The 24,025-nt window shown below is 43.8% G+C and carries 17 protein-coding genes; 15 read left to right on the top strand and 2 right to left on the bottom strand.

The window, feature by feature from the left end:
* Positions 1–54: 54 nt before the first annotated feature.
* The gene (locus HP548_RS04415) at positions 55–1,365 is read right to left on the bottom strand and encodes an amidohydrolase family protein (RefSeq protein WP_175381017.1); all 1,311 of its coding nucleotides are present in this window, start codon (positions 1,363–1,365) and stop codon (positions 55–57) included.
* A 158-nt stretch (positions 1,366–1,523) separates the two neighbouring features.
* Here HP548_RS04415 and HP548_RS04420 point away from each other — a divergent pair, with 158 nt between their 5' ends.
* The 12 genes from HP548_RS04420 to HP548_RS04475 all read left to right on the top strand — a co-directional run bounded on the left by HP548_RS04420 (position 1,524) and on the right by HP548_RS04475 (position 19,282).
* Positions 1,524–1,952, top strand: a complete 429-nt coding sequence (locus HP548_RS04420; protein ID WP_076291416.1) for a MarR family winged helix-turn-helix transcriptional regulator — start codon at positions 1,524–1,526, stop codon at positions 1,950–1,952.
* Between the two features lie 69 nt (positions 1,953–2,021).
* Positions 2,022–2,189 (top strand): LysR substrate-binding domain-containing protein, encoded by a 168-nt coding sequence (locus HP548_RS04425; protein WP_246317927.1) that lies wholly within the window; start codon positions 2,022–2,024, stop codon positions 2,187–2,189.
* Between the two features lie 294 nt (positions 2,190–2,483).
* Positions 2,484–3,602 (top strand): ABC transporter ATP-binding protein, encoded by a 1,119-nt coding sequence (locus tag HP548_RS04430; RefSeq protein ID WP_175381018.1) that lies wholly within the window; start codon positions 2,484–2,486, stop codon positions 3,600–3,602.
* Positions 3,599–6,559, top strand: a complete 2,961-nt coding sequence (locus HP548_RS04435) for an extracellular solute-binding protein (RefSeq protein ID WP_175381019.1) — start codon at positions 3,599–3,601, stop codon at positions 6,557–6,559. The genes HP548_RS04430 and HP548_RS04435 overlap by 4 nt, the downstream gene beginning before the upstream one ends.
* The gene (locus HP548_RS04440) at positions 6,556–7,527 is read left to right on the top strand and encodes a carbohydrate ABC transporter permease (protein ID WP_343054762.1); all 972 of its coding nucleotides are present in this window, start codon (positions 6,556–6,558) and stop codon (positions 7,525–7,527) included. The genes HP548_RS04435 and HP548_RS04440 overlap by 4 nt, the downstream gene beginning before the upstream one ends.
* Positions 7,528–7,529: 2 nt before the next feature.
* On the top strand, positions 7,530–8,396 hold the full coding sequence (locus HP548_RS04445; protein WP_076291413.1) for a carbohydrate ABC transporter permease: 867 nt from the start codon (positions 7,530–7,532) through the stop codon (positions 8,394–8,396).
* Between the two features lie 28 nt (positions 8,397–8,424).
* Positions 8,425–10,440 carry a YIP1 family protein gene (locus tag HP548_RS04450; RefSeq protein ID WP_175381020.1) on the top strand — a complete coding sequence of 672 codons (2,016 nt, stop codon included), beginning with the start codon at positions 8,425–8,427 and terminating at the stop codon, positions 10,438–10,440.
* A gap of 46 nt (positions 10,441–10,486) precedes the next feature.
* The gene (locus HP548_RS04455; protein WP_175381021.1) at positions 10,487–12,658 is read left to right on the top strand and encodes a DUF5696 domain-containing protein; all 2,172 of its coding nucleotides are present in this window, start codon (positions 10,487–10,489) and stop codon (positions 12,656–12,658) included.
* Complete coding sequence (locus HP548_RS04460) at positions 12,655–13,551, top strand: carbohydrate ABC transporter permease (RefSeq protein WP_157258433.1); 897 nt, start codon at positions 12,655–12,657, stop codon at positions 13,549–13,551. The genes HP548_RS04455 and HP548_RS04460 overlap by 4 nt, the downstream gene beginning before the upstream one ends.
* Positions 13,548–14,525: a carbohydrate ABC transporter permease gene (locus tag HP548_RS04465; protein WP_064637608.1), complete on the top strand. Its 978-nt coding sequence runs from the start codon at positions 13,548–13,550 to the stop codon at positions 14,523–14,525. Before HP548_RS04460 ends, HP548_RS04465 begins: the two co-directional genes overlap by 4 nt.
* A gap of 130 nt (positions 14,526–14,655) precedes the next feature.
* Positions 14,656–16,017, top strand: a complete 1,362-nt coding sequence (locus tag HP548_RS04470; RefSeq protein ID WP_175381022.1) for an ABC transporter substrate-binding protein — start codon at positions 14,656–14,658, stop codon at positions 16,015–16,017.
* 169 nt (positions 16,018–16,186) lie between these two features.
* Positions 16,187–19,282 carry an alpha-mannosidase gene (locus HP548_RS04475; RefSeq protein ID WP_217504618.1) on the top strand — a complete coding sequence of 1,032 codons (3,096 nt, stop codon included), beginning with the start codon at positions 16,187–16,189 and terminating at the stop codon, positions 19,280–19,282.
* Positions 19,283–19,334: 52 nt separating this feature from the next.
* Here the strand turns inward: HP548_RS04475 and HP548_RS04480 are convergent, their stop codons facing one another.
* A complete protein-coding gene (locus HP548_RS04480; protein WP_076291409.1) occupies positions 19,335–20,165 on the bottom strand; it encodes a helix-turn-helix domain-containing protein in 831 nt (276 codons plus the stop codon).
* A gap of 154 nt (positions 20,166–20,319) precedes the next feature.
* On the opposite strand from HP548_RS04480, the gene HP548_RS04485 reads away from it, so the two are divergent.
* The 3 genes from HP548_RS04485 to HP548_RS04495 all read left to right on the top strand — a co-directional run bounded on the left by HP548_RS04485 (position 20,320) and on the right by HP548_RS04495 (position 24,022).
* Positions 20,320–21,066 (top strand): TIM barrel protein, encoded by a 747-nt coding sequence (locus tag HP548_RS04485; RefSeq protein WP_175381023.1) that lies wholly within the window; start codon positions 20,320–20,322, stop codon positions 21,064–21,066.
* A gap of 18 nt (positions 21,067–21,084) precedes the next feature.
* Positions 21,085–22,245: a Gfo/Idh/MocA family protein gene (locus tag HP548_RS04490; protein WP_175381024.1), complete on the top strand. Its 1,161-nt coding sequence runs from the start codon at positions 21,085–21,087 to the stop codon at positions 22,243–22,245.
* A 235-nt stretch (positions 22,246–22,480) separates the two neighbouring features.
* Positions 22,481–24,022, top strand: a complete 1,542-nt coding sequence (locus HP548_RS04495) for an extracellular solute-binding protein (protein ID WP_175381025.1) — start codon at positions 22,481–22,483, stop codon at positions 24,020–24,022.
* Positions 24,023–24,025 lie beyond the last annotated feature (3 nt).

Raw genomic sequence — 24,025 nt, forward strand, 5'->3', positions numbered from 1 at the left:
AAAACTCCGTGCTATAGCACGGAGTTTTCCAATATACGAGCAGATTGAATGGGATTAACCTAGTTGCTGCGAACCATTAAACCACACGGATTTGATCGACAAGGTATCCAAAATATTCGTTGTTGGATCACCGTCTACGAGAACAAGGTCAGCACGCGCTCCCTCGGTAATACGGCCGCGATCGTGAAGACCAAAGCAACGGGCTGGTTTCGAAGTAGCCGATTGAAGAGCTTCGATTGGAGTGAACCCGGCTTTCACTAGCAACTGCATCTCGTGGTGGACACTTGCCCCATGAGCAAGGCCTCCGAGGTTCGGAACGGGAACTGGTGCGACATCTGTCCCTACCAGAATATCAACTCCAGCACGGTGAAGGTCCATCACATTCTTAAAGCTATTCTCCATATTGCCTTGAGGGAACGTATTGAAGCTTGAGTTCAAAATATCAATCCAATCAGGGCTTAATTTGGAATGCACACGCGGATCATTCGCTAATTCGGATGCCGTATTTCCAATAATTGATGAATTCAACACCAAGCACGGTGTAACAAATGCGCCTGAACCTGCTATAGATTTCACTAACTCGGAGGTGTACTCGGGTCTGTCGATGAACAAGTGGCCCAAACCGTCGACTCCAAAATCGATGGCTTGTTGCGATGAAAGAGCCGTCAAGACGTGGGCGATGACCAGCTTACCGGACTTGTGGGCTTCTGTCACGGCTGTTTTTAGAATCTCGTCACTTAATACAGGCAGTCCAGGTGCACCCATGACCGTACCTTCTTCAATCATGATCTTAATATAGTCGGCCCCATTCTCGACTTGGGTATGCACATGTTTAATCGCTTCTTCGACTGTTGTCACTTGCGGTATTTCATCGTGATCGTGAGCGTATGCGGCTAACATTGCTTCCCGGTCTGCCTCTGATAACTTCTCTAGTTCCTTTAATACGAATTCAGGTATTTCATCTCCATCCGGCAATAATTCATCCGGATGACCACCCGGAGCGGTGATTGCTGTGCCAGCAGAACGGACATCTGCGATGTCATTCACATTTTTCAACTGAATTTCGCGCCCTCGTTTAGTAAAATCACCGTTCATTTCGAGTTCAGTGGTAACGCCGAATTGTAGGGCATCTCGTAATCCGCCGATGGAAGTGTGGACATGTGCATCAATCAGACCAGGCATTAGAGTCGCATTATCTCCATCGATAATCGTTGCATCGGCTGGAAAGTCTCCACCGACTGAAACAATAGACTCCCCTTTAATGACAACATGTCTTGATGAAATGATTTGCTCCCCATCAAAGACACGTACATTTGTAATCGCCGTAACTTGTTCTAACGCAGCATTTTTATTTATCTTATCCATTTGAATTCCTCCCAAGTGTTTCTTTCTCGAACAATTCGAATCATAACTGTTAGTTTTCTAACTGTCAACTAGCTAATGTTTTTTTGACAAGCCAAGAGGATCGCAGTATAGTTTATATACTTACAATTAGGTTCCTAACAATATCAGGAGGGAAGATTATGAAATCCCGAAAGGAAACACCTTATCTGGATTTATTTCAGATTATCGGTCTTAAGTTAAAGAAAAGAGCGGACGAAAGTATAAAAGAACTAGGGCTAAACGCTCAACAAGGAAAAGTAATTGATTATATTTACGAAAACCAAAATAGTCATATTATTCAAATGGATCTTGCAGATCGATTTCATCTAAGTCGGGCCAGCATTACAAGTATGCTTCAAGCTCTAGAGCAGAAAGGGTTCATCGAGCGTAAAATCCCGGCCAATAATGAACGGCAAAAAAACATATACGTATTGCCAAAGGCGGTTGAATTGATTGAAGACTTCCAAGAGTCTTTCCAAAAAGTGGAGGAAGAAATCGTTCAAGTCCTTTCTGACGAAGAGAAGCAAGTATTAAAGAAATTGTTGATCAAAATCAATGAGACGATATAAAGAAGAAAAATTTCTGTGAAATGATGGCTGATTAAAAGGTTTTTGCCCCACTGAAAGTCCCTACCTGAGATGGCTTTGAAGGAAGAATTAAGAGAGGGAAGACTAGTTGCTTTACCATGGGATTTATCGGATGTATCCTTTTCCGCACAGATGCTCTGGCATCGTGAGAAATGGATTTCTCCATCAATGGCTGCCTTTATTGATATCGCAAAGAGTGAGTTGAAAACGTTGGGGTAAAAACATGATCATCTAGAAAGTCGCTAAATTAGCGATTTTAGTTCCATGGCCCAACTTAACATGAGAAAAGCTGTATTTATTAGTAAGTGTTCATTTGGATCGTTTAACTAAGCCCGTGTATGGAACCACTGAACAGTGGTTTCATACACGGGCTTTTTTTATCTTTAGTTACTGTTTTGAAATACAGATTAAGAATGAACTACAAAGATTAATTTTATCTCATTTTTTACTGGAAATGTTTGCGCTACCATTGAGAATACAAACGGAAGTTGAGTAAGGGAGAGGTGAGAATAGGTGGGAGGCATTACTTTTGATCATGTATTTAAACGGTATAAAGGCGAGTCCCGCCCTGCCGTCAACGACTTTCATTTAACGATTGATGAAGGGGAATTTCTTGTCCTGGTAGGACCATCTGGATGCGGAAAGTCAACAACGCTACGGATGCTGGCCGGGTTAGAGGAAATCAGCAGCGGAGAGTTATACCTAGATGGGAAATTCATTAATTATGTCTCACCAAAAGACAGGGATATAGCCATGGTATTTCAGAATTATGCCCTCTATCCCAATCTGTCCGTGCTGGAGAACATTGCACTTGGTCTGAAATTGCGGAAGACTGCGAAACATGAGATTGATACCCGTGTTAAACGAGTAGCCTCGATACTGGAAATCTCGCACCTATTGGACCGCAAACCAAGTCAGTTATCTGGCGGTCAAAAGCAGCGTGTGGCCCTTGGTAGAGCTATTGCAAGAGAACCACAAGTATTTTTGATGGATGAACCTCTTTCCAATCTGGACGCCAAGCTTAGAGCCCAGACACGTGCAGAGCTGATCAAGCTGCAGCAGGAACTAAGACGGACAACCGTTTATGTTACGCATGATCAGGTGGAAGCAATGACGATGGGATCACGTATTGTTGTGATGAAAGATGGTGTTATTCAACAAGTCGCCCCCCCAAGAAAGCTCTATGATGAACCTGCGAATGTTTTCGTAGCAGGCTTCATTGGTTCTCCGCAAATGAATTTCATTAAAGGCACGATCGAAGTGAGCGATGGGTTCTATTACTTCTCCAACAAACGGATGAGGCTACTGCTTCCAGAAAACTGTGTCTCTCGATTAGAACGAAAATTTGGAGCGGTTAGAAACGTTATTCTGGGCGTGAGGCCAGAACACATCTCTCTTTGCCGTGGACGTATCGATGATCCTTCGTTCCTACCAGGTATTGTACAGATGACTGAGGAGACTGGAGCCGATTCTTATGTCTACATCCAGCTTGGACATATCAGGTTAATTGTTAGAACAGAACCAGTCACACGATATGAAACGGATGAGATCGTATCGGTTGGACTTCAAATGAACAAGATACATTTTTTTGATGAGACTACGGAACTTGTATTTGGGAGAGATGAAACATGAAGAAGCGTTCATTGCCCCGCTATCTTCGCTTTCCGATACAAATATTGATTGTTGTTGCCCTGGTTGTTGGCGTTATCCGGTGGATAACCTCCGAGGAACAGGTTGTTTACTCTGGTAGTGTGACAGCTGATCAGCTACTTCAATTCCAGCCAGCAGGTGATAAAATCCCTTATGCCATCCTGATGCAGGGAGTAAGCGAACAAGAACGTTCTGGAGGAAACGGGAATGAAATACGGATCAACCCTAGTCAATATGACACAGCAGCACCGATAACCAAACTCAGTTCATCGAAGGATGACGGAAAAACCGTGCTCAATTGGGAGAACGAAGCAGGATCAGTAGATTGGACGTTTCATGTAGCGAAAGCTGGCTGGTATGAACTTCATTTGGATTACAAGCCCTTACCGGGCAGTAACAGTTCCGTGATTCGGGGAGTGATGATTGATGGCAGTTATCCCTTCGAGGAAGCGGAACGTGTTGAATTGGAACGGATGTGGAAGGATGCTAAGTATCCGTATGATCGCAACGAACTAGGTATGCAGGTAAGACCGCAACAGACGGAACTGAACGAATGGATAAGTAAAGCAGTATCAGATTATTCGGTTTCCTCCCGTCCGCTGTTGTTTCGACTGGAGACAGGGGAACACACGCTAAGATTAGTGGGCGAACGAGGTGGAGTTGCATTGCAACAAATGTCATTCCAAAGTCAGGAGCATGTCATACCGTACGAGGAATATAAGAGTGCATATCCTTCAGTATCATCTGATGCTTCCGACTGGTACATGGTGAGGGAAACAGAGCAATTTGAACGCAAATCACATTTATCGATTCAAACAGATCATTGGGCAGAGCCCTACATATCACCAGATCCCAAGGGACGGATCACCTATAATGTGCTTGGTGGAAACCACTGGAACTTACCAGGTGAATGGGTAGAATGGGATATTGAAGTGCCAACAAACGGTTGGTACGAGATTGATCTAAAGAACTTCCAGAACTATCGTCCAGGATTTAAAGCCTATCGTACCATCTCCATTGACGGCAAGGTTCCTTTCGAGGAGATGCTGAACTACGCAATTGACTATCATAAGGAATTTGAAATTACGACCTTATCCAATGTTTCCGGGGAACCCTTTAAATTCTATCTTAAACAAGGAAAGCACTCTATACGCATGACCGCGGATTCAACAAAGATGCAGCCAATATTGATTGCACTTAAGGATACTTTGTTACAGATCGCCGCTTTTGACCGTGAGATGAGGTTGATTACCGGAAACTATAGCAAGAGCGCGTCCGATTCCAATATCGACTCAACGCGGACATGGGAAATGAAAAAGTACGATCCGGAAGTTGAGAACAAACTTCAAGCTATTACAGACCGGTTGAACATGATTCGCCTTTATACCAATTCGGTCAATGAGAGGGATTCGGATCTATCACAGGCTATTAAAGCTTCGGTTACCATTCTGGAGGAGATGCTGAGCGATGTGAACGAAATTCCAAGCAAAATCAAAGAATTCTCCACGATCCAGGCCAATATCGGGACATGGATGTCGACTCTGACCAAGCAACCGCTACTTCTCGATTATCTGGTTGTGCGGGCACCGGATGCTAAGACAGGCCTCAAAGAGCCTACTGCACTCTCACGAATACCTTATTCGTTAGCGGACTTCTCACGTTCCTTCTATGTGGATTATGATCTCGGAGGGCCAGAAGAAGAAGGTGCGTTAACGATCTGGGTCGGACGAGGGCGTGATTATGTTGATTTATTGCGCGAACTGGTTAGCCAGGATTTCACGCCCAAGACAGGGATTGAAGTCAATATCAATCTTATGCCAAATCCAAACATGTTAATACTTGGAAATGCAGCAGGAGAGGTTCCTGATATTGCACTTGGAGTAGGAGAATCGATACCTGCAGATTATGCCATGCGGAATGCTGTCGAGGATTTATCACAGTATCCAGGTTTTGATGACATGATGAATCAGTTCACTCCGGGTGTTACCAGAGCTCTGATGTATGATGGTGGAACTTATGGATTGCCAGAAGTACAGAATTTTCAATTGTTGTTTTACCGCTCGGACATACTTGAAAGACTGGATTTAGAAGTGCCTGATACCTGGGACGATGTGTTTGATATCTTACCCACTCTGCAAGAGAATGGGATGACCATGAACGTACCAAAAGCTGATTATTCCACATTGTTTCTGGAACATGGTACCGACCCTTATACACAAGACGGTCTGAAATCTAATATATTCAGCGACACTGGACAACAAGCATTTAAATTATGGACCGAGATGTTTACAAAATACAATTTGCCAATTGATATCCCGGCTTTCTTTCAACACTTTCGGGATGGGGATATTCCGATTGGGATATCTGATTTTAACACCTATGTTCAGTTACAAGTAGCTGCGCCGGAAATTACAGGACATTGGAAGGTCGCTCCGTTACCTGGAATTAAGCAGGAAAATGGTGAGGTTGTGCGCTGGTCTCCTCAAGGCCTAACTGGTGCGATGATCATGAAAAAAAGCGAGCAGAAAGATAAAGATTGGGAATTTCTGAAGTGGTGGACTTCAGGAGAAATACAATCTCGATATGCTGCGGATATGGAATCATTTTATGGTATTGAATATCGCTGGAATACAGCCAATGTAAAAGCGATGGACTCTCTAAACTGGCCTGCTGATGATTTGAAAGCTATTCGGGAACAAGCCAGTTGGGCGTTGAACATGCCGAATGTACCGGGATACTATTTCTTGGGCAGGGAGATGGATTTTGCATGGAATCGAACCGTATTTGACGGCATACCAGCGGATGAATCATTGGAAGAAGCGCATTTGTCCCTGCAGCGGGAGATGGACCGCAGACAGCGGAACTTCGGCATCATGGGCAGAAGTTTGAATATTCCACAGATTACAGAGCCCTACGTATGGGAGGACACAGAATCGTGAAAACAGAGGTTGTTCCAGTGTTACACCCAACTAAGCCACCTTCACCTTTTGTATCAAAGTGGATGCGTTTTCTAAGAGAGCTTAGAAAAGATGCTTTCTGTTATCTTTTTCTGGCACCGTTTTTGATCTGCTTTCTCATATTTATCGTCATTCCTGTCGTGATGGCGGCCACACTTAGTTTTACATCTTATGATGGGTTTGGAAGTCTGAATTTTATCGGTTTTGACAATTTTATCGCATTATTTACGCAAGATATTATTTTTTTGACCAAGGCACTTCCGAATACATTTCTGTTTGCATTAATTGTTGGGCCGGGTGGTTATATTCTATCGTTCTTCTTCGCTTGGCTGATACATCAACTGCCTCTGCGGGTCAGGGATTACTATACATTAGTGTTCTATGCACCCTCTATGGCTGGTGGGGTAGCATTGTCGGTCGTTTGGATTGCAGCGTTCAGTGGCGATAGGGTTGGGTATCTTAATAATTTTTTATTACAAATGGGCTGGATTGACTCTCAAATCACTTGGCTGCAAGATCCCAAGTATTTGCTTCCTATTATGATTATGGTCTCCTTATGGATGAGTTTCAGCGTAGGTTTTCTGGCGATGCTGGCGGGATTACAAACGGTCAATCGCGAGCTGTATGAAGCCGGCCGCATCGATGGCCTCTCCAATCGGCTTCAGGAAGTATTCTATATCACTATCCCTTCGATGAAGCCACAGATGTTGTTCAGTGCCGTCATGACCATCGTGTCTACACTGAAGGCAGGCAGTATTTCGACCCAGCTTACGGGTATGGCGGTGACTCCTCAGTATGCCGGTCATCTGATCATTAATCATGTCGATGATTATGCATTCATCCGGTTCGAACTTGGTTATGCTTCTGCAGTGTCGGTCATGCTGCTGTTGTTCAGCTATTTTGTGATGAGGTTTGCATATCGGCTGTTCAACTCGAAGGAGGAGCTGTAAGTATGATAGCCAAATTACGAAAGCTCCGCTCAGTATCATCTTTCGATGTCATTCTGATTTTGTTGTTTACTTGCCTGGCAGTATTTATGTCTCTACCCATTGTATTTATTTTCAATCATGCCTTTAAACCACAAAATGAATTGTTTTTGTTTCCACCTCAATTCTTTGTACAACAGCCAACACTAAATAACTTTGAAACGTTGTTTCTTCACGCTACCAATGCCTTGGTACCGTTCACCCGTTACCTGTTTAACAGTATGGTTGTTGTGTCATTTACACTGATCAGTGTAATCATGGTCAGTACAATGGCAGGTTATGTATTGGCAAAATATCAGTTCCATTTCAAGAAACTCATTATGGGGATGATCACACTTTCCCTTATGTTCGCACCTGAAACTGTTTCCATTCCACGTTATCTGGTCATCAGCGCTCTTGGACTGAACAATACGTATTTCGGACACATCTTACCTTCACTTGCATCACCGGTGGCGGTGTTCATGCTGGTCGGATTTATTTCCCAAATTCCAAATGATCTGATGGAGGCTGCAAAGATTGACGGAGCCAGTCATTTCGGTATATTCAGACGAATTATTCTGCCTTTATCCGTTCCAGCCATTGCAACGATATCCATTCTTACTTTTCAAAATGTGTGGGGTGATGTCGAGACCTCAACTTTGTTCATGCAAAAAGAGGCGATGCGTACTTTACCGTTCTATGTGAATAGCCTGCTTAGTGGGCTGCAGAACAATGTCGCAGGACAGAATATGGCAGCAGCAGCCGGACTGCTCATTTTTATCCCGAATTTGATCATCTTCCTGCTCTTCCAACGCAAGGTATTGGAGACGATGGTCCATTCCGGTATTAAGTAAAGTCATCAGTAAAGGAAGTAGAGTCGCGATGAAAAAATGGTTATCAATGGCACTCATAGGCTTGATTGCGTTAACCGTTCTGCCGAAGGCAGCTTCAGCAAGTCTTCCGTACTGGACGGCTTATTATGACAGTAACCAGTCTAACTGGTTCCAAATTCAGCCGATTTACAGACCAGCAGGTGCCTATTCTGCCGACTTTGGGGAACCGGTAGACCTTGACGTAGCCTCAGACGACAAGGTCTACATCGTAGATAAGAAGCAGAACCGAATCGTAGTGCTAGATCAGGATGGTAGTCTTCTGCGTACAATCGGTGAAGAAGAAGGATCAGGACAGTTGTCTTCACCTGAAGGTGTGTTTGTCACACCGGACAATGCAGTGTATGTTGCGGATTCAGGTAATCAGAGGATCGCGGTATTTGATCAAAACGGGGTGTTTCAGCGTGATTTCAAAAAACCGAATACACCATTAATGGGGTCCGAGCACTTTGTGCCCGTCAAGTTGATCGTTGATCGTCGTGGTGTCATGTACATACAACTGAATTCATCTTATCAAGGGCTTGTTCGGTTAAATCCCCAAGGTGAATTCATGGGTTACTTCGGTGCTAACAAAGCAGATCAATCCATGCTCAACTGGTTGAAGAAACTGGTTCTCAATAAAGATCAATTGGCCAAGGAAAAGGCTGCGCTTCCTAAACCGATTACGAATGTCTCGCTAGACAAAGACGGCTTTATCTATACTTCGACTGCTGGCGGTGAGGGGAAGGGAGCCATCCGTAAACTGAATGCAGGCGGCGTGGATATATTCAAGAATAAGACGTTAGAGAACGGTCACGGTATTGTTGATGCTGCGATTGATGCTGATGCATTTCTCTACAATATTGACCTTGACTCTATGCACATCAATATGTACGACCGTAATGGGGAAGCGATGTTTGAGTTTGGTCTTGTCAATAAAGATACGCAGCAGTATGGCATATTGGGTTATCCGACAGGCATTGGGGTGGACAGCAACCATGCGATCTGGATCTCGGACAGCGGTACGAATACCGTACACAAATATGTGCGTACTGATTTGGGAAGAGATGTGCTGAAAGCGCTAGCATTGTATGCAGAAGGGAAATACGAGCAAAGCAAGCCTTACTGGGAAGCTGTCTACGCCCGTAACGATATGTATAACGGCACCTTTCAAGGTTTAGGAAAAGTGCTTCTACATGAAGGACGCAACGAGGATGCGTTGATGTTTATGAAGGCAGCCTTTGATACAGAAGGTTACTCCAAAGCTTTCTGGAAGCTGAGGTTAGACTGGTTGCAGAACCACTTTATGATCCTGATATATAGCCTAGTAGGGGGTGGACTCTTCCTCCATTTTGGTATACGCGGAATACGTTTATACCTGCGGAAGCGGCCGCTTTCTGAGCGCTTGCAGCAACCTTTCGCTGATTTGAAAAATTTCAGTTATGTGATGTTTCATCCATATGAAGGATTCTACCGGATCAAGGAAGCGAGAATTGCACCATGGATTACGGTAGCCCTGCTGTCTCTCGTGCTGGCCATCAAATTATGCACAATCTACTGGACTGGGTTCCTCTTTCATCCAGTTGAACTCTCAGAAGTTAATTTACTAAAAGAGATGGGGTTCTTCATCCTACCATGGATCACCTGGATTGTTGCCAACTACTTAGTTTGCAGTGTCAAAGACGGTGAGGGTAAATTCAGAGAAGTAATTCAAGGAAGTGTGTATGCGCTATCACCATACGTATTCTTCTCAATTCCACTTCTGTTATTATCCAACATCGTCTCACTAGATGAATCGATCATCATTCATGCCATGAATATGGTGATGGTACTGTGGCTTCTCTCCATGTTCTTTGTGATGACACAAGTAATTCACAATTTTGAATTTGTGGAAACGATCAAAAACTCGGCCGTTACTGTGTTTGCGATTCTGACGATCTGGATGTTTGGTTTCATTATATTCGGATTGTCCTTTAATCTGTATGACTTTTTCTATGAGCTTTACAAAGAGGTGAACATCAATCTATAACACACTCAAACGAAAATGGAATAGGGCAGGATGGACCGCCGTTATTGTGCTGGTGCTTGGTCTGATGCTCATCGTGTTGGTTATAAAACCATGGCAGCAGAGTACAACGGAGATTTTTGCCGCTACTGGAATACAAGTGCTGATACCAGAGAAAGCTTCCCTCTATCAAGGTGGAAGATGGAAGCCTGCTGCACAAGCAGATGGTTATGCAATTGCGGTAGATAACGATCAGTACGCCCTGTATGTGAATCCGCTCAATACGCAAATCTACGTTCTGGACAAAAGAAGCGGATACCGTTGGACCAGCAATCCGACTGAAGTTGAGCTCGCGGATGAGAGCGTCAAGGGGCAACTGTTAGATAATTTGCAGTCTCCGTTTGTATTAACCCATGTACGTACGCAAGGAGCAGACCAAACGGTTAGGGAAACATTGAACAGTAAAGCGCCCGGTTTAGAGACGACGATGATCCGTGATATGAAAGGACTTCAAATTCAATACTGGTTTCCTGACAAACGCATTGGTTTTGCTATTCAATACGAATTAACGGAATCCGGATTAAAGGTCAAAGTGCCGGCAGCAGGAATCCGCGAAGAAGGAGATCACGTGTTGTTTTCAATGGATGTCCTGCCTCATTTCGGCGCTGCTATGGCTAATGAAGATGGATATTTATTTGTGCCTGATGGTCCAGGCGGACTGATCCGCTATGATACGGCAAAGGCAAGCCTTTCCAAAGGGTACATCCATCAGGTGTATGGCCAGGAACTGACCAATGCAGGGAATATCAATTTAATGGTTCAGAACAGAGAGAATATCGCTTATCCGGTATTTGGGTTGAAACGTGGAGATCATGCTTATGTCGCTGTCATGAGGAAGGGCGAGGATTCTGCTAATGTAGTCGCAATGGCACCTGGACAACGCTCATCCTTCTACAATGTGTACTCGAGTCAAATCTACCGAGAAGAGTATTTATATAGAATGAGTAGGTTGGCTACTCCAAGCAAGGCTATTCAGAAGCAAAAATTGGACCTGGACCGTGAGGTAGAGTACCGCTTTCTGAATGGGGAGCAAGCTTCTTATATCGGAATGGCGAGTGCTTACCGAGATTATTTACAAGAATCCGGCCAGTTGGGAGAAGCTTTGGAACCGGTAGAACATGTTCCCCTCTACCTGAAATTGATGGGCGGAAATTATGAAAAGGCTTTTGGAAGAGTGCAGTATGTTGCTACCACTACGTTTGATCAAGCGACTGAAATTGTAGAGCGGCTGCAACAGCAGGGTGTCGCTTCGCTTAAGACCATATTTTATGGCTGGCAGAACGAGGGCGATTACAACATGGAGAAGCGTTTCCCAATTGAGAGTTCGCTCGGAGGTGAGACTGGTGCTAAATCCTTTGTCGCCTCGATGAAGAAATCAGGTATTGATGTTGCTTTCCAAGAGGACTTTTTATGGGTGGACAGCGAGTCATCATTCTCTGGCAAAACAGACGCCATTCGCGGTATTGATGGTACGGCTTATAACATTGATGGGTGGTATCTTGCTAAACCAGTATATACGGCAGTAAGTGCAGCAAAAACAATTGACAAGTTAAAAGATATTGGAGTAAACGGGATCCATTACAGCGGATTGGGCGAGATTCTTGTGCATGACTATGAGTTGTCCGGCATCCGTACAAGAGAATATACGAAGACCGTATACAATGGTTTACTTGATTACACCCGTAAGGAGTTGGGATCGACCAGCGTTGAACGCGGCAATGCTTATGTGCTTGGCAGCACTGATTTCATTGACGGAATGGCATCCTCCTCTAGTTACGATTTCATGATCGATGAGACCGTTCCATTTTACCCAATCGCACTGCACGGCAACGTACCTTACACATTTGAAGCAGGAAATCTGCGCGATGATGAGGATACCGAATTTTTGAAGGCGATAGAATATGGAGCGCTGCCATCCTTTTTCGTCACTCATGATGATTCCCGGAAGTTGAAAAACACACCTGTATATGGTCTATACAGCAGCAGATTCGACAAGTGGGAAAGCCGCATTGTAGAGGAATACGGACGATTTGATAGCTTAAGTGATCTTTATTCGCTTAGGATTGTTGATCACGAACAAATAAGTGATGAACGTTATATGACCACGTATGAGAATGGAACTCGCGTCATTGTGGATTATGCAGCCAAGAGCTTCAAGGTGGAGAAAGGGGCTGCCCGATGAGCCAGTTGCAAGAACACAAGAAGAAGGCGCTTCAATACCAATTCAAGCGCTATGGCGTTGGTTTGCTTTTCATGCTGCCCTGGATGATCGGATTCAGTGTGTTCGTAGCTATACCCATCGGTTGGTCAATGTTCATGTCACTACACAAGGTGGCGGTGGTGCCGGGCGGATTTAAATATGACTGGATCGGCATTCAAAATTACCGGGATGCTTTCCTAAAGGACAATGTGTTCCCGATCGAGATGATCACCTATTTTCAGCAAATGTTGTTGATGGTTCCGATTATCGTTATCTTCGCTCTGCTTATTTCGCTGCTGCTGAATCAGAAGTTTCCCGGAAGATTCATCTATCGCGCTTTATTCTTTTTACCTGTCATCTTCGCCACTGGTCAGGTGTTGTCGGAGCTGTTTACGCAGGGGGCAGGCGATATCCCCTTTCTGGATCAATACAATCTGGAACCGTTAGTGAAGCAATATGTCGGAGGCGAAATGGCGAAGATGATCATGGAAGTGCTGGGTCGCGTTGTCCTAATTCTCTGGTATTCGGGGGTACAGATCTTGATCTTTATCGCCGGATTTCAGACGATATCTCCATCTATTTATGAAGCAGTACGGATTGACGGGGCATCGCCTTGGGACAGCTTCTGGAAAATAACGCTACCTGCCAGCATTCCGTTTATAAGCCTTAATGTACTCTATACCATCATAGATCTCTTCACCTTCCCTCTCAATCCAGTGCTGAAGCATATTCGCGACAATATGTTCAAAGTGGATACCGGATACGGATATGCAAGTGCATTGGCTTGGATCTATTTCGGATTCATTTTTGTCCTGATCGCGATAGTACTCGGAATGTTCAGCCGCAGCATGCGCCAGAGGGGGAGAAGATCATGAAAGAAGAACTATGGTTTGATCGGGCCAAAAATAATGTAAGAGATCTGCTGTGGCGGAGAGAGTCGCAAAAGCTTAAAGCTCTGCTTATGGGCAGGAATTTGTCAGACGGGTTGTTAGCTAAACTGATCATTTATGTGCTGCTGTCTATTGTGGCGTATTTGTATCTACAGCCACTTCTCTACATGATCACCACGATGTTAAAGACGGTCAGTGACCTGTTGGACCCATCTGTGAAATGGATTCCCCGCGTCGTTACATGGGAGAACTTGACAAAGGCTTACGAGGGCTTACAATACCCGGAAGCATTGCGGAATACGGCGGTGATTGCTCTTACTTGTTCACTTGTTCAGGTGCTGATCTGTTCTATGACCGGATACGCACTTGCACGGCTGGCTATTCCCTTCAAAGGACTAATTACAGCACTGGTACTATTGACCTTTCTTATACCTCCACAGGTCATCATTATTCCGCTGTATGTTATTTTCAGCAAGTTAGGACTGCTAAATTCGTTGTTTGTATTCCTGGTACCTGCGATCTTCGGCCAGGGTTTAAAGGGAGCACTGTTTATTCTCATATTCCGCCAATTCTTCAAATCCCAGCCCCCTAGCCTTGAAGAAGCGGCAAAGCTTGACGGTGCATCTGCAGCCCGACTTTACTTCCGAATTATGCTGCCACTGGCTCAGTCCGCCTGTCTCGTCGTCTTTCTCTTTTCCTTCATCTGGTATTGGAACATGTATTATGAACCATCCATGTTTTTGGCCAAGGGATTCACACCGTTGTCGATACGTCTGGACAATCTGGAAGAAGTATTGAATCCCTCTCTGCTCAGCAGCCAGGAGTCGGTTAATAACCCGGTTACGGAAGGAACCAAAATGGCAGCGGCATTCCTCATTATTTTCCCGCCGATGTTGATTTTCATGTTCCTCCAGCGCTGGTTCATCACCGGAATTGAACGAACTGGAATTGTAGAGTAGATCACTACTGGGGAGATGAAGTGATTTTTGACTTCATTGGAAAGGGGGAATGCTGGCCGCTAGTGGCTGTGGACGGTCTGTATCTCTGAAGAAAAGAACACAAATAAGATCACAATGGGGAGGGAAAAGCTTGAAAAAGAAGCGGTTAGGAACATCAATATTGGCTGCAGTCTTGTCTCTGACATTTATGTTGGCGGGTTGCAGTGGAAATTCAGGGACTAGCGGGAATAAGGAGAGTTCACCTCCAGCAGGGAATGACACTGTAGTAACGGAGACGGGTCAGGATGGGGATAGGGAGCCGGTTACGTTGAAGTTCATTTCCTGGAAAGAGGGCACTTATGACGAGTTATATGAACTCTTCCATCAGAAATATCCTTGGATAACCATTGAGCAAATTCCGGTCAATAAGCAACCGATCATGGAAATCATTGCATCACTTGAAGCGGCCGGCACGCCTGCCGATGTGACCGAGATCGATACCGATTTGGTGGCTTTTGAGCAGGGGGGTCTCATTGAAGATTTAACACCTTACATTGAGGAAAGCGAAATATTCCAGAATGCGAAATTTCCTGAGGGTTTCTTGGACACCATGACGTTCAACAGCAAAAGGCTGGCGATACCGATGGTTGATGTACCGATGTGGATCTTGGTGAACAAAGATTTACTTGCCAAGCATGGCGTCGATATGCTCTCTAATGATTGGACCTACGATGATTTCCGGAATATTGCTAAGCAGATTACCGATTCGAATGCAGGCGAGTATGGCGTGACTAGCCAACCAGAAATTCAAATGCGCATGCTCTCCAGTAAAGCGATTGCGGATGGTTATGCTGCGAACCACCAATACATGAACGAAGATATGACACAAAGTTTGCTGAATACACCAGAGATCATGAACGAAGTGAAGTGGTTTCAGGAGCTGGTTACCAAGGATGGTTCCATGCAGAGCAACGCAGCCGCAGAAGCAGACGGAAATGTGACTAAGGATTTCATAAACGGTAAAACAGGTTTTGCAATTGGTGGCGACTGGGTACTACCGACATTGAAGGAGAAGGCGCCTTTTCAATGGGATGTGCTTCCGTTCCCCAAAGGGAAAGTGAGCCAGCCGGGTTATTCCATTTATGGACCACTTGCCATGCTTGCGGGCTCCAAACAAAAGGAGGCGGCGTTCCTGTGGCTAAGCTTCCAATTCACGCCAGAAGCGCAAAAATGGAAGATTGACCAAGGGGCAAATGCGTCGGTTAACGATCCGGAAATTACCGCTTATTACGATGAAGCTCCAATATGGGAGGGGAAGAACATTGAAGCGGTAAAAATTGCACAACAAAATGCTAGAATCCAGTCAGGATTGACTGTCGTCGGATGGAGAGATTACAACTACAATAACCTCTTGAACGATATTATTTTTGGAGATCGAGATATTAACGATATTATTCCGGAAACCGAAGCCTGGAACAAAAAAACGCTAGAGTTACGCGAAAGTCTGAAGTAACCCGAAGGGGGAATAATAACCGTTGGTCTTATGATCAGCGGTTATTCTACTTGATGTGATATAAGATAAAAGAGAGAACGAGATCGTTGAATTGACAGGAATTACTCCGCTTATACTTGAAGTAAGAATGAATGCTAGCCTACCAAATCATGTTATGGAGGGTACTCATATGATGCCAGATAGACAATTAGAACGGATGCTCGGGAAGTTAGTTCGATTTACCAAGACCATTGAACCGCTTATGTTTACCAAAGTGGATGAAGTGCCAATGAAAAAATACCATACAACAGAATCTCTATATACGATTCCAGACGAATCGAACTTTAAGGATTGCAAGAAGGGGGATATATGGGAAGGGGAAAAAACATACTGTTGGTTTAAAGGAAGCTACAAAGTACTCAGTAGTCTCGCCGGACAAAATTTATATTTGTATCCTCACATCGGAGGATATGAAATGATGATGTGGGTCGACGGTGTACCGTCTGGCATTTTCTGCTCGAAAATCATTGTGAACAGCCATGGTAACCATTACTGTGACATGTTAAAACAACAGGTAACAGGTGGCGAGAATATAGAGATCGCTTTGGAAGTCTATGCTCATCATGATTTTCCGGGTGTGGCACCTCTGGAAACAGAGAGTCAGGGTAACTTTACTTATGTATATGAAAGCGTTGACATATGTACCAAGAATGATGAAATTTGCGCATTTTATTTTGACTTAAAAACACTTAATCAAGTTGTTGCTAGATTGGACTCTAACAACTTCGTGAGAAGCAATATCGTTGCCCATCTGATCGAAGTGCATAAAGTATTGTACTACGATTACGACAATGTAGATTACGATACTTTTATGGGCGCTATACGAAAAGCACACCCGATCCTGCAAAAGTTACTAAAAAATCAAAATTCTATATCCGCACCAAGTGCCGGAATTATTGGACACTCTCACATGGATACAGCGTGGTTGTGGCATAAAGACGAGACATTGAAGAAATGTACTCGAACCTATGCCAATCAATTAAATCTGATGAAACAATACGATGAATATAAATTTGTACAAAGTTCCGCATACCATACGGCAATGGTTCAGCGGCATTACCCTGAAGTATTTGAAGGGATCAAAGAACAGGTTATAAACGGCAGGTATGAACCCAATGGAGGGGTATGGATCGAAAGTGACTGTAATTTGCCTAATGGGGAATATTTAATCCGCCAATTTATTTGGGGACAACGATACACGCAGGAGAATTTTAATTACCGTTCGGATTGTTTCTGGTTACCGGATACGTTCGGCTATAGCGCTTCTTTGCCTCAAATTATGAAGGGCTGCGGAATAAAATATTTTTTGACAACTAAAATGGACTGGAATGATACGAATGTATTCCCGTATGACACCTTTATTTGGAAAGGACTAGATGGGTCGAGAATATTCGTACATTTTAATCGAACTCATATATGGCCTGATGCTGCAAGCTTGGTAGATTATGTTGCCGGGGGAGAGATGAGGGGAATTAAGGAAAAATCCGTTACAAACAAAAGGTTAATAGCCTATGGTTTTGGTGACGGTGGGGGAGGTCCACAATTTGAAATGATTGAAATGGCACGTCGTGTTCGGGATTTAGAAGGGATTCCTAAAGCAAATCACACTACAGTAAGCGAGTTCATGAAAGAACTCGAAGAAACTGCAATAGATCCGTCCATTTATAGCGGAGAATTATATTTGGAACTACACCGTGGAACATTAACCAGTCAACATAATATCAAAAGAAATAACAGGTTAGCTGAAATTTCATTAAGGAACCTAGAATATGTAACAGTAAGGGAAGCTATTAGGAAAAATACTATAGCCAGTGACGAGAAAATTCGTCCGCTGATGGAAGATATGCTAGTTAATCAATTTCATGATATTTTGCCAGGTACAAGTATCGCTCGTGTCCATGATGAATCCTTAGCTGAAACATCTGCAATCATTGAAAAATCGGCCGAGTACATTCAAGAATTGATTAAACCTAAGAACAAATCACAATCTAGAACGGTTATCAATACCTTATCTTTTGACCGGTGTGAAGTAGTGTATCTAGATTATACTGAAGGTTTAAAGGTGCAAGGAGATTATCTTCAACAAGTGACTGCCGACATTCACGGTAACAAGAAGCTAGCCGTAGAAGTCATGATTCCTGCTTTCTCTAGCATCGTATTAACACTGGAGGAAGGTGAGCCTGGAGGTGAAGCAGCGTTCGGTTTGGATGGGAATCAATTAGAAGCGCCATTAATTAAAGTTACTTTTAATGATCAAGGTTATATTGAATCATTCTTTGACAAAAAAGCCAAGAGGGAACTCCGCGGTGAAGGCTATGCATTCAACACCTTCCTTATAGCTGAAGATGTACCAACTGCATGGGATAATTGGGATCTGGATGTGGATAGCCAGTATAAATTCGCGGATTCTGCTGCAATGATTTCAAGAGAATTGATTTCTAATGGTCCTATTGAAATACGTATTCGAAGCAAGTATCAAGTTACAGTGAAAACAACCATCATTCAGGATATGGTTTTCTATAGTGACAGTCTTCAAGTGAGGTTCGATACTTTGATTGATTGGCAAGACGAGCATCGTTTCTTGAAAACAGCTTTTGATACATCTATTTTTACAAATACTGCAAAACAGGAGATACAGTTTGGATATATTGAACGTCCAACAACAAGAAATAATTCTATGGAAAAAGCTAAATTTGAAGTGGTGAATCATAAATTTACGGATCTGTCCGAAGCAAGGTATGGAGCCGCCTTATTGAATGATTGTAAGTATGGAATCAGTGTGGAAAATTCAAGCATGCAACTCTCACTACATAAGGGAGGTAATCGTCCAGATCCTCGAGGGGATAAAGGCTTACATAAATGCAGTTATTCTTTCTTACCTCATGATGGTAGCTTTTGGGCGAAAAATGTTGTGCATCCTGCATATCAATTCAATATGAAGCCGCTTATTTTGGAAGGGGAATTTCAGCAAAACAGTCTTTTATCGATAGAGGCTGATAATATTCTCGTGGAAGCCATCAAACCGTTAGAGAATAATGATAGAGGATTTGTCATTCGAATGTATGAGGCAGAAGGAGCATATACAATCACCTCTTGGGATGTAAATATCTCTTTTGACAAAATGGAAATAACTAATATGTTGGAAGAAACGCTCGAAAGCCTGGATTCTAATATGGACCTTGTTTTCAAACCGTTTGAAATCAAGACCATTAAGGTGAGTTATTAAAATAAAACAGTGATGGTTGAATGTTAAATCAAATTACAGAACGATAAATCCATCACTTGAGAAGCATTGTATTTTGTTTGACAGAAGGTGCATAGCCGAGAACCTTTTTATAAGCGCGGAAGAAAGATGAATAATCGTGAAAACCTACGGCTGATGCTGCGGAATTGGCTGTTTGGCCCTGTGATATCAAGTTTTGCGCCATAATGACCCGTTTATGAATGACATAATTGCCAACCGTTGTGCCTGTTGCTCTCCGGAACATTTTGTTCAGGTGATGTTTGCTGATGTAGAATGCAGCAGACAAATCGTCCAGCTTAATAGATTCGGTAATATGATCGTTTAGATAAGCAATAATTTTTGATACGGATTTAGTGGATGATAGAGATTCAGATGTCCCTTTGAGTGAATAGCTGCTTATCAATATTTGTGATAGAAGTGATTCGAGACGCACGCGAAGCGACAATTCACGAATAGCTTCGTCAGCATGTCTGGCGTCGATCAATTGTTTGAAAAAAGGAAACATAACCTGATTCCCATTATCCATATAATAGATGTCAGCCGAAGCGTCATCAGGATGGAACGGAGATAATAAGACTGACTGGTTTTCAAGAGGTAGAAAGCCAGGTACAAAATGGAGCGATATTCTCTCATAGGGAATGTCGCTTTCGATTTTGACCCCATGAAAAACGTGGGGAGCAATTAGCAAGAGGCTGTGGGGCTTGGGAACATAATGTTTGCCTTCTACAAGATAGCTCACATCACCGGCAACGAAATAGAACACCTCGTAGTAATTGTGACAGTGAAGTGCATATTGTTCAGTCTTCTTACGGTCTACAGCGTGGTGAAGAATTAACGATTCGGTATGGATATTGACAGTATTCATTCAATCACCTCTTCCACTCGGTGTAAAGTTAGTCTAATAGATCGACGCTATATTTGCAATGTAATTGCTCCGATTTACAATGGAATATCTACATGTCAGAACTATAATTAATTAATGTAGACACATTCCAAACGTAGAGAGGGAGCTGTTTCATGTGATTTTAGGTGCACAGTTGTACACGGTACGTTCTTTTCTTCAAACTGAAAACGACATCAAACGTACATTGCAAAAAATTGCCGAGATGGGTTACACATCGATCCAAGTTTCTGCAATCGGTAAAATCAAGCCGGAAACACTTAGAGCCATGTGTGACGAGTTAGCGCTCCAAATTGTTCTGACGCATACGAGTCCTGAGCGGATTTTGTATGAAACCGATCAAGTGATTGAGGAGCATAACATTCTTGGCTGCGATTATATCGGTATTGGAGCTATGCCGGATAAATATCGGTCACTGGATTGGTACGGATATTTCGCGAGTGATTTCCGGGAAGCGGCTGGGCGGATCGCCAGATCCGGAAAGCTATTTATGTATCACAACCATCACTTCGAGTTTGAGAAAATGGATGGCAAGCGTATGATCGAACGTCTTATTGAAGATTTCTCACCCGAAGAACTGGGAATTACTCTGGATACGTATTGGGTACATGCTGCCGGAGCTGACGTATGCGAATGGATCGACAAATTACAGGACCGGCTTCATTGCGTGCATTTGAAGGACATGGGTTCGGATAAGCAAATGGAACCGGTGATGGAAGGTAACATGAATTTCACAGGAATTTTGAAAGCGCTTGAAAGTGCAAATACGAAATATTTGCTCGTAGAGCAGGACGTATGTCAGACGAGTCCATTCGATTGTTTGCAGACGAGCTACAATAATTTGGCTTCTCTAGGTTACCGCTAGAGGAAAAGGAGATCGATCATGAAAAAATTACGTATCGGTATTATCGGAATGGGGAATATGGGATCGGACCATGCGAAAAAATTGATTAATGGCACCGTAATGGAGGTGGAGCTTACGGCCGTATCAGACATGGATGCAAAGCGGATTAAGGCTTCCAAGATGTATTTACCGGATACATTAGGCTATTTTAATAGCCCGGAAGAACTGATAGACAGTGGTCTTTGTGATGCTGTTATTATCGCTACACCGCATTACGATCATCCAAGACTTGCGATACAAGCTTTCAGCAAAGGATTACATGTCTTGTGCGAGAAGCCGGCCGGAGTCTACACAAAGCAGGTAAGAGAGATGAACGAGAAGGCTCAGGAAAGTGGCGTCGTTTTCTGTATGATGTTTAATCAGCGAACAAATCTAATGTATCGGAAAATGCGCGAGTTGGTGCAAGGCGGCGAGCTTGGGGCCATCAAACGGGTGAACTGGATCATTACTGACTGGTACAGAACTCAGGCTTATTATGATTCGGGGAGCTGGCGCGCAACTTGGGCTGGTGAAGGTGGTGGAGTGCTCATCAACCAATGCCCTCATAACATCGACTTGCTCCAATGGATCTGCGGCATGCCTTCGAAAGTACGTGCTTTTTGCCATGAAGGCAAGTGGCATGATATTGAGGTTGAAGATGATGTGACGGCGTATTTGGAATTTCCGAACGGTTCCACAGGCGTATTTGTAACCACAACTGCGGATTTACCAGGAACAAATCGTCTTGAGATTACGTTGGAGATGGGTAAGCTGGTCTGTGAACACGGTAAACTGACGCTGCATAAGCTCAGCCAGAACGAACGTGAATATTGTTTCGAATCGAAAGAAGGCTTTACATCGCCGTCGGTTGAAGTATCGGTTGTTCCAGCGGAAGGGGATAATAGCCAGCATATGGGGATCATCGCTTCATTTGGGAAGGCGATCCTGGACGGAACACCGCTCATTGCGGACGGTGAGGAAGGCATCCATAGCTTAATGTTGTCGAACGCCATGCATTTGTCCAGTTGGACTGGCGAAACCGTTGAATTTCCAATTGACGAAGATTTGTATTTATCCGAGTTGAAGAAGCGGATCTCGACATCCAAACGAAAGATAGGGGAATCAGTACTATTTGATACAACAGGAAGTTTTGGTACATGAAATGGATGGAGAAAGAAATCTGATCGTTCGTAAATGCAGATGGAGGGGAGAATAACCCCTCCTTTTATTTGGTGGAAGAAGTACATCCTTTAAACTGGATGAGATATATGATTTCCATTGTTTTACTAAAAAGAAGTGGGTATATTTAAACAGTGAACACGGGTGAATGCTTTTTTTGATATAGAAATCTTGAATGGATGGCGATGTCCGTATTTCAGAAATGGAAGGGGATTAAATGAAGAGTTCCGTTTTCAGATTCCAGAGGTGGCTGGCACCCTATCTACTATGCATAGCTCTGGCATTGTCGGGATGCATGGGCAGCCCGGGGGCAGATATCAATGATTTTTTCACATCATCTAATCTTCCCAGTGAGCCGGAAGTGACACTCAAGTTTTATTTTGGCGGAGAGAAAAAAGCAGCGACCGATGAAGTATGGACGGCAGTCAGCGAGTACGTAAAAGACAAAGGACTGAATGTAAAGTTTTCTATTCATTTCATTTCTTGGCCTGAATATCCGGAGAAACTTCTAGTTATGGCTGCTGCCGGTGATCGGTGGGACCTTAATTTTGATTCGGATTCTTCCTTCAGAGAGATGGCTTCGCGGGGTTCTTATATGCCCTTAGATAAACTTTTACCCGAGTATGCGCCAAATCTCTATAAAAAATATCAGATGGATGGTAACCTGCGATCTACTACGATGAACGGAGATATTGTCGGACTGCCTTGGTCTATCAAAATGAATCAACGTCCATATGCCGGATGGCGGGTAGATCTCGCAGAGAAAGCGGGGATTTATCGGGAACCGGAATCGGTGCAGACGGTTCAAGATGTGGACGTGCTCTTACATGAACTAAAGCGCGCATATCCGAACAGTAAAGTGACTCGTATAACAGCACTTCCATTCTATCTCGTGCGGGAGGAGTGGCTGGATTTGGGGTTTCATGGACTAGGTATTAATCTGAATGATCCTAATCATAAAGTGCAGGCCATTGAGCAGCAACCCTTCTATGTGGAAGCCGCAGTGATGAGCAAGAAATGGTATGAAGACAAGATTTTGAGTCCAGAATCACTGATTGACCGAGCAGATAGTTCCGATCAATGGCGCAACGGTAAAGTGTTATTTACACTTACCTCGCATGAATGGGCACATGCTGCTGATCAGGGATTTGTTGATCCAAACTATCGCCAGCAAATGTCTCTTCTGTACCCGGATAAGAAACAGGTCAACCGCAGTCCAATTTCGAACGTTGTTGCCATTAACCGTAACTCGGAGCATGCTGAATTGGTGCTGCAATTTCTCGATATGATGGAGACCGATCGAAAACTGTATGACTTAGTGATCTACGGCATTGAAGGCAAGACGTATCAGATGGACGGGGAGCAGGTGGTATATCCGCACAACTTAAGTGATTCGACAAGCAACTATATGGGCTGGGGCGGACAATGGGCGCTTTGGAATTCGCGATTCATCAGGTCCACGGAGACATACCCTGGGGATTTCTGGGGAGAGGAAGCGCGGTTTGCCAAAATAGCAGTCAATTTGGATTCGCCGTTAGAAGGTTTGCTGCTTAGTGATTATGCGATCAGCAAGGAAGTTGAAGAACGGGTACAGTTGTATGAAGATATGGGTCGTTCCATTGAATTCGGATTGGTATCTGATGTTAAGGGGGCGGTATCGGATTACCGAATAAAACAACAGAACATCGGGCTTGATAAAATCATTGACGAGGTGCAGCGGCAAGTCGATCTGAATCTGGCGTCGAATCACCCTGACTAACTT

It is taken from the genome of Paenibacillus taichungensis (assembly GCF_013359905.1).
In the GTDB taxonomy this organism is placed as follows: domain Bacteria; phylum Bacillota; class Bacilli; order Paenibacillales; family Paenibacillaceae; genus Paenibacillus; species Paenibacillus taichungensis.

Bases quoted from the DNA above. Each gene is read 5' to 3' on its own strand.
- HP548_RS04415 (WP_175381017.1), bottom strand. From the start codon at position 1,365: ATGGATAAGATAAATAAAAATGCTGCGTTAGAACAAGTTACGGCGATT.
- HP548_RS04420 (WP_076291416.1), top strand. From the start codon at position 1,524: ATGAAATCCCGAAAGGAAACACCTTATCTGGATTTATTTCAGATTATC.
- HP548_RS04425 (WP_246317927.1), top strand. From the start codon at position 2,022: ATGGCTTTGAAGGAAGAATTAAGAGAGGGAAGACTAGTTGCTTTACCA.
- HP548_RS04435 (WP_175381019.1), top strand. From the start codon at position 3,599: ATGAAGAAGCGTTCATTGCCCCGCTATCTTCGCTTTCCGATACAAATA.
- HP548_RS04445 (WP_076291413.1), top strand. From the start codon at position 7,530: ATGATAGCCAAATTACGAAAGCTCCGCTCAGTATCATCTTTCGATGTC.
- HP548_RS04450 (WP_175381020.1), top strand. From the start codon at position 8,425: ATGAAAAAATGGTTATCAATGGCACTCATAGGCTTGATTGCGTTAACC.
- HP548_RS04460 (WP_157258433.1), top strand. From the start codon at position 12,655: ATGAGCCAGTTGCAAGAACACAAGAAGAAGGCGCTTCAATACCAATTC.
- HP548_RS04465 (WP_064637608.1), top strand. From the start codon at position 13,548: ATGAAAGAAGAACTATGGTTTGATCGGGCCAAAAATAATGTAAGAGAT.
- HP548_RS04475 (WP_217504618.1), top strand. From the start codon at position 16,187: ATGATGCCAGATAGACAATTAGAACGGATGCTCGGGAAGTTAGTTCGA.
- HP548_RS04480 (WP_076291409.1), bottom strand. From the start codon at position 20,165: ATGAATACTGTCAATATCCATACCGAATCGTTAATTCTTCACCACGCT.
- HP548_RS04490 (WP_175381024.1), top strand. From the start codon at position 21,085: ATGAAAAAATTACGTATCGGTATTATCGGAATGGGGAATATGGGATCG.
- HP548_RS04495 (WP_175381025.1), top strand. From the start codon at position 22,481: ATGAAGAGTTCCGTTTTCAGATTCCAGAGGTGGCTGGCACCCTATCTA.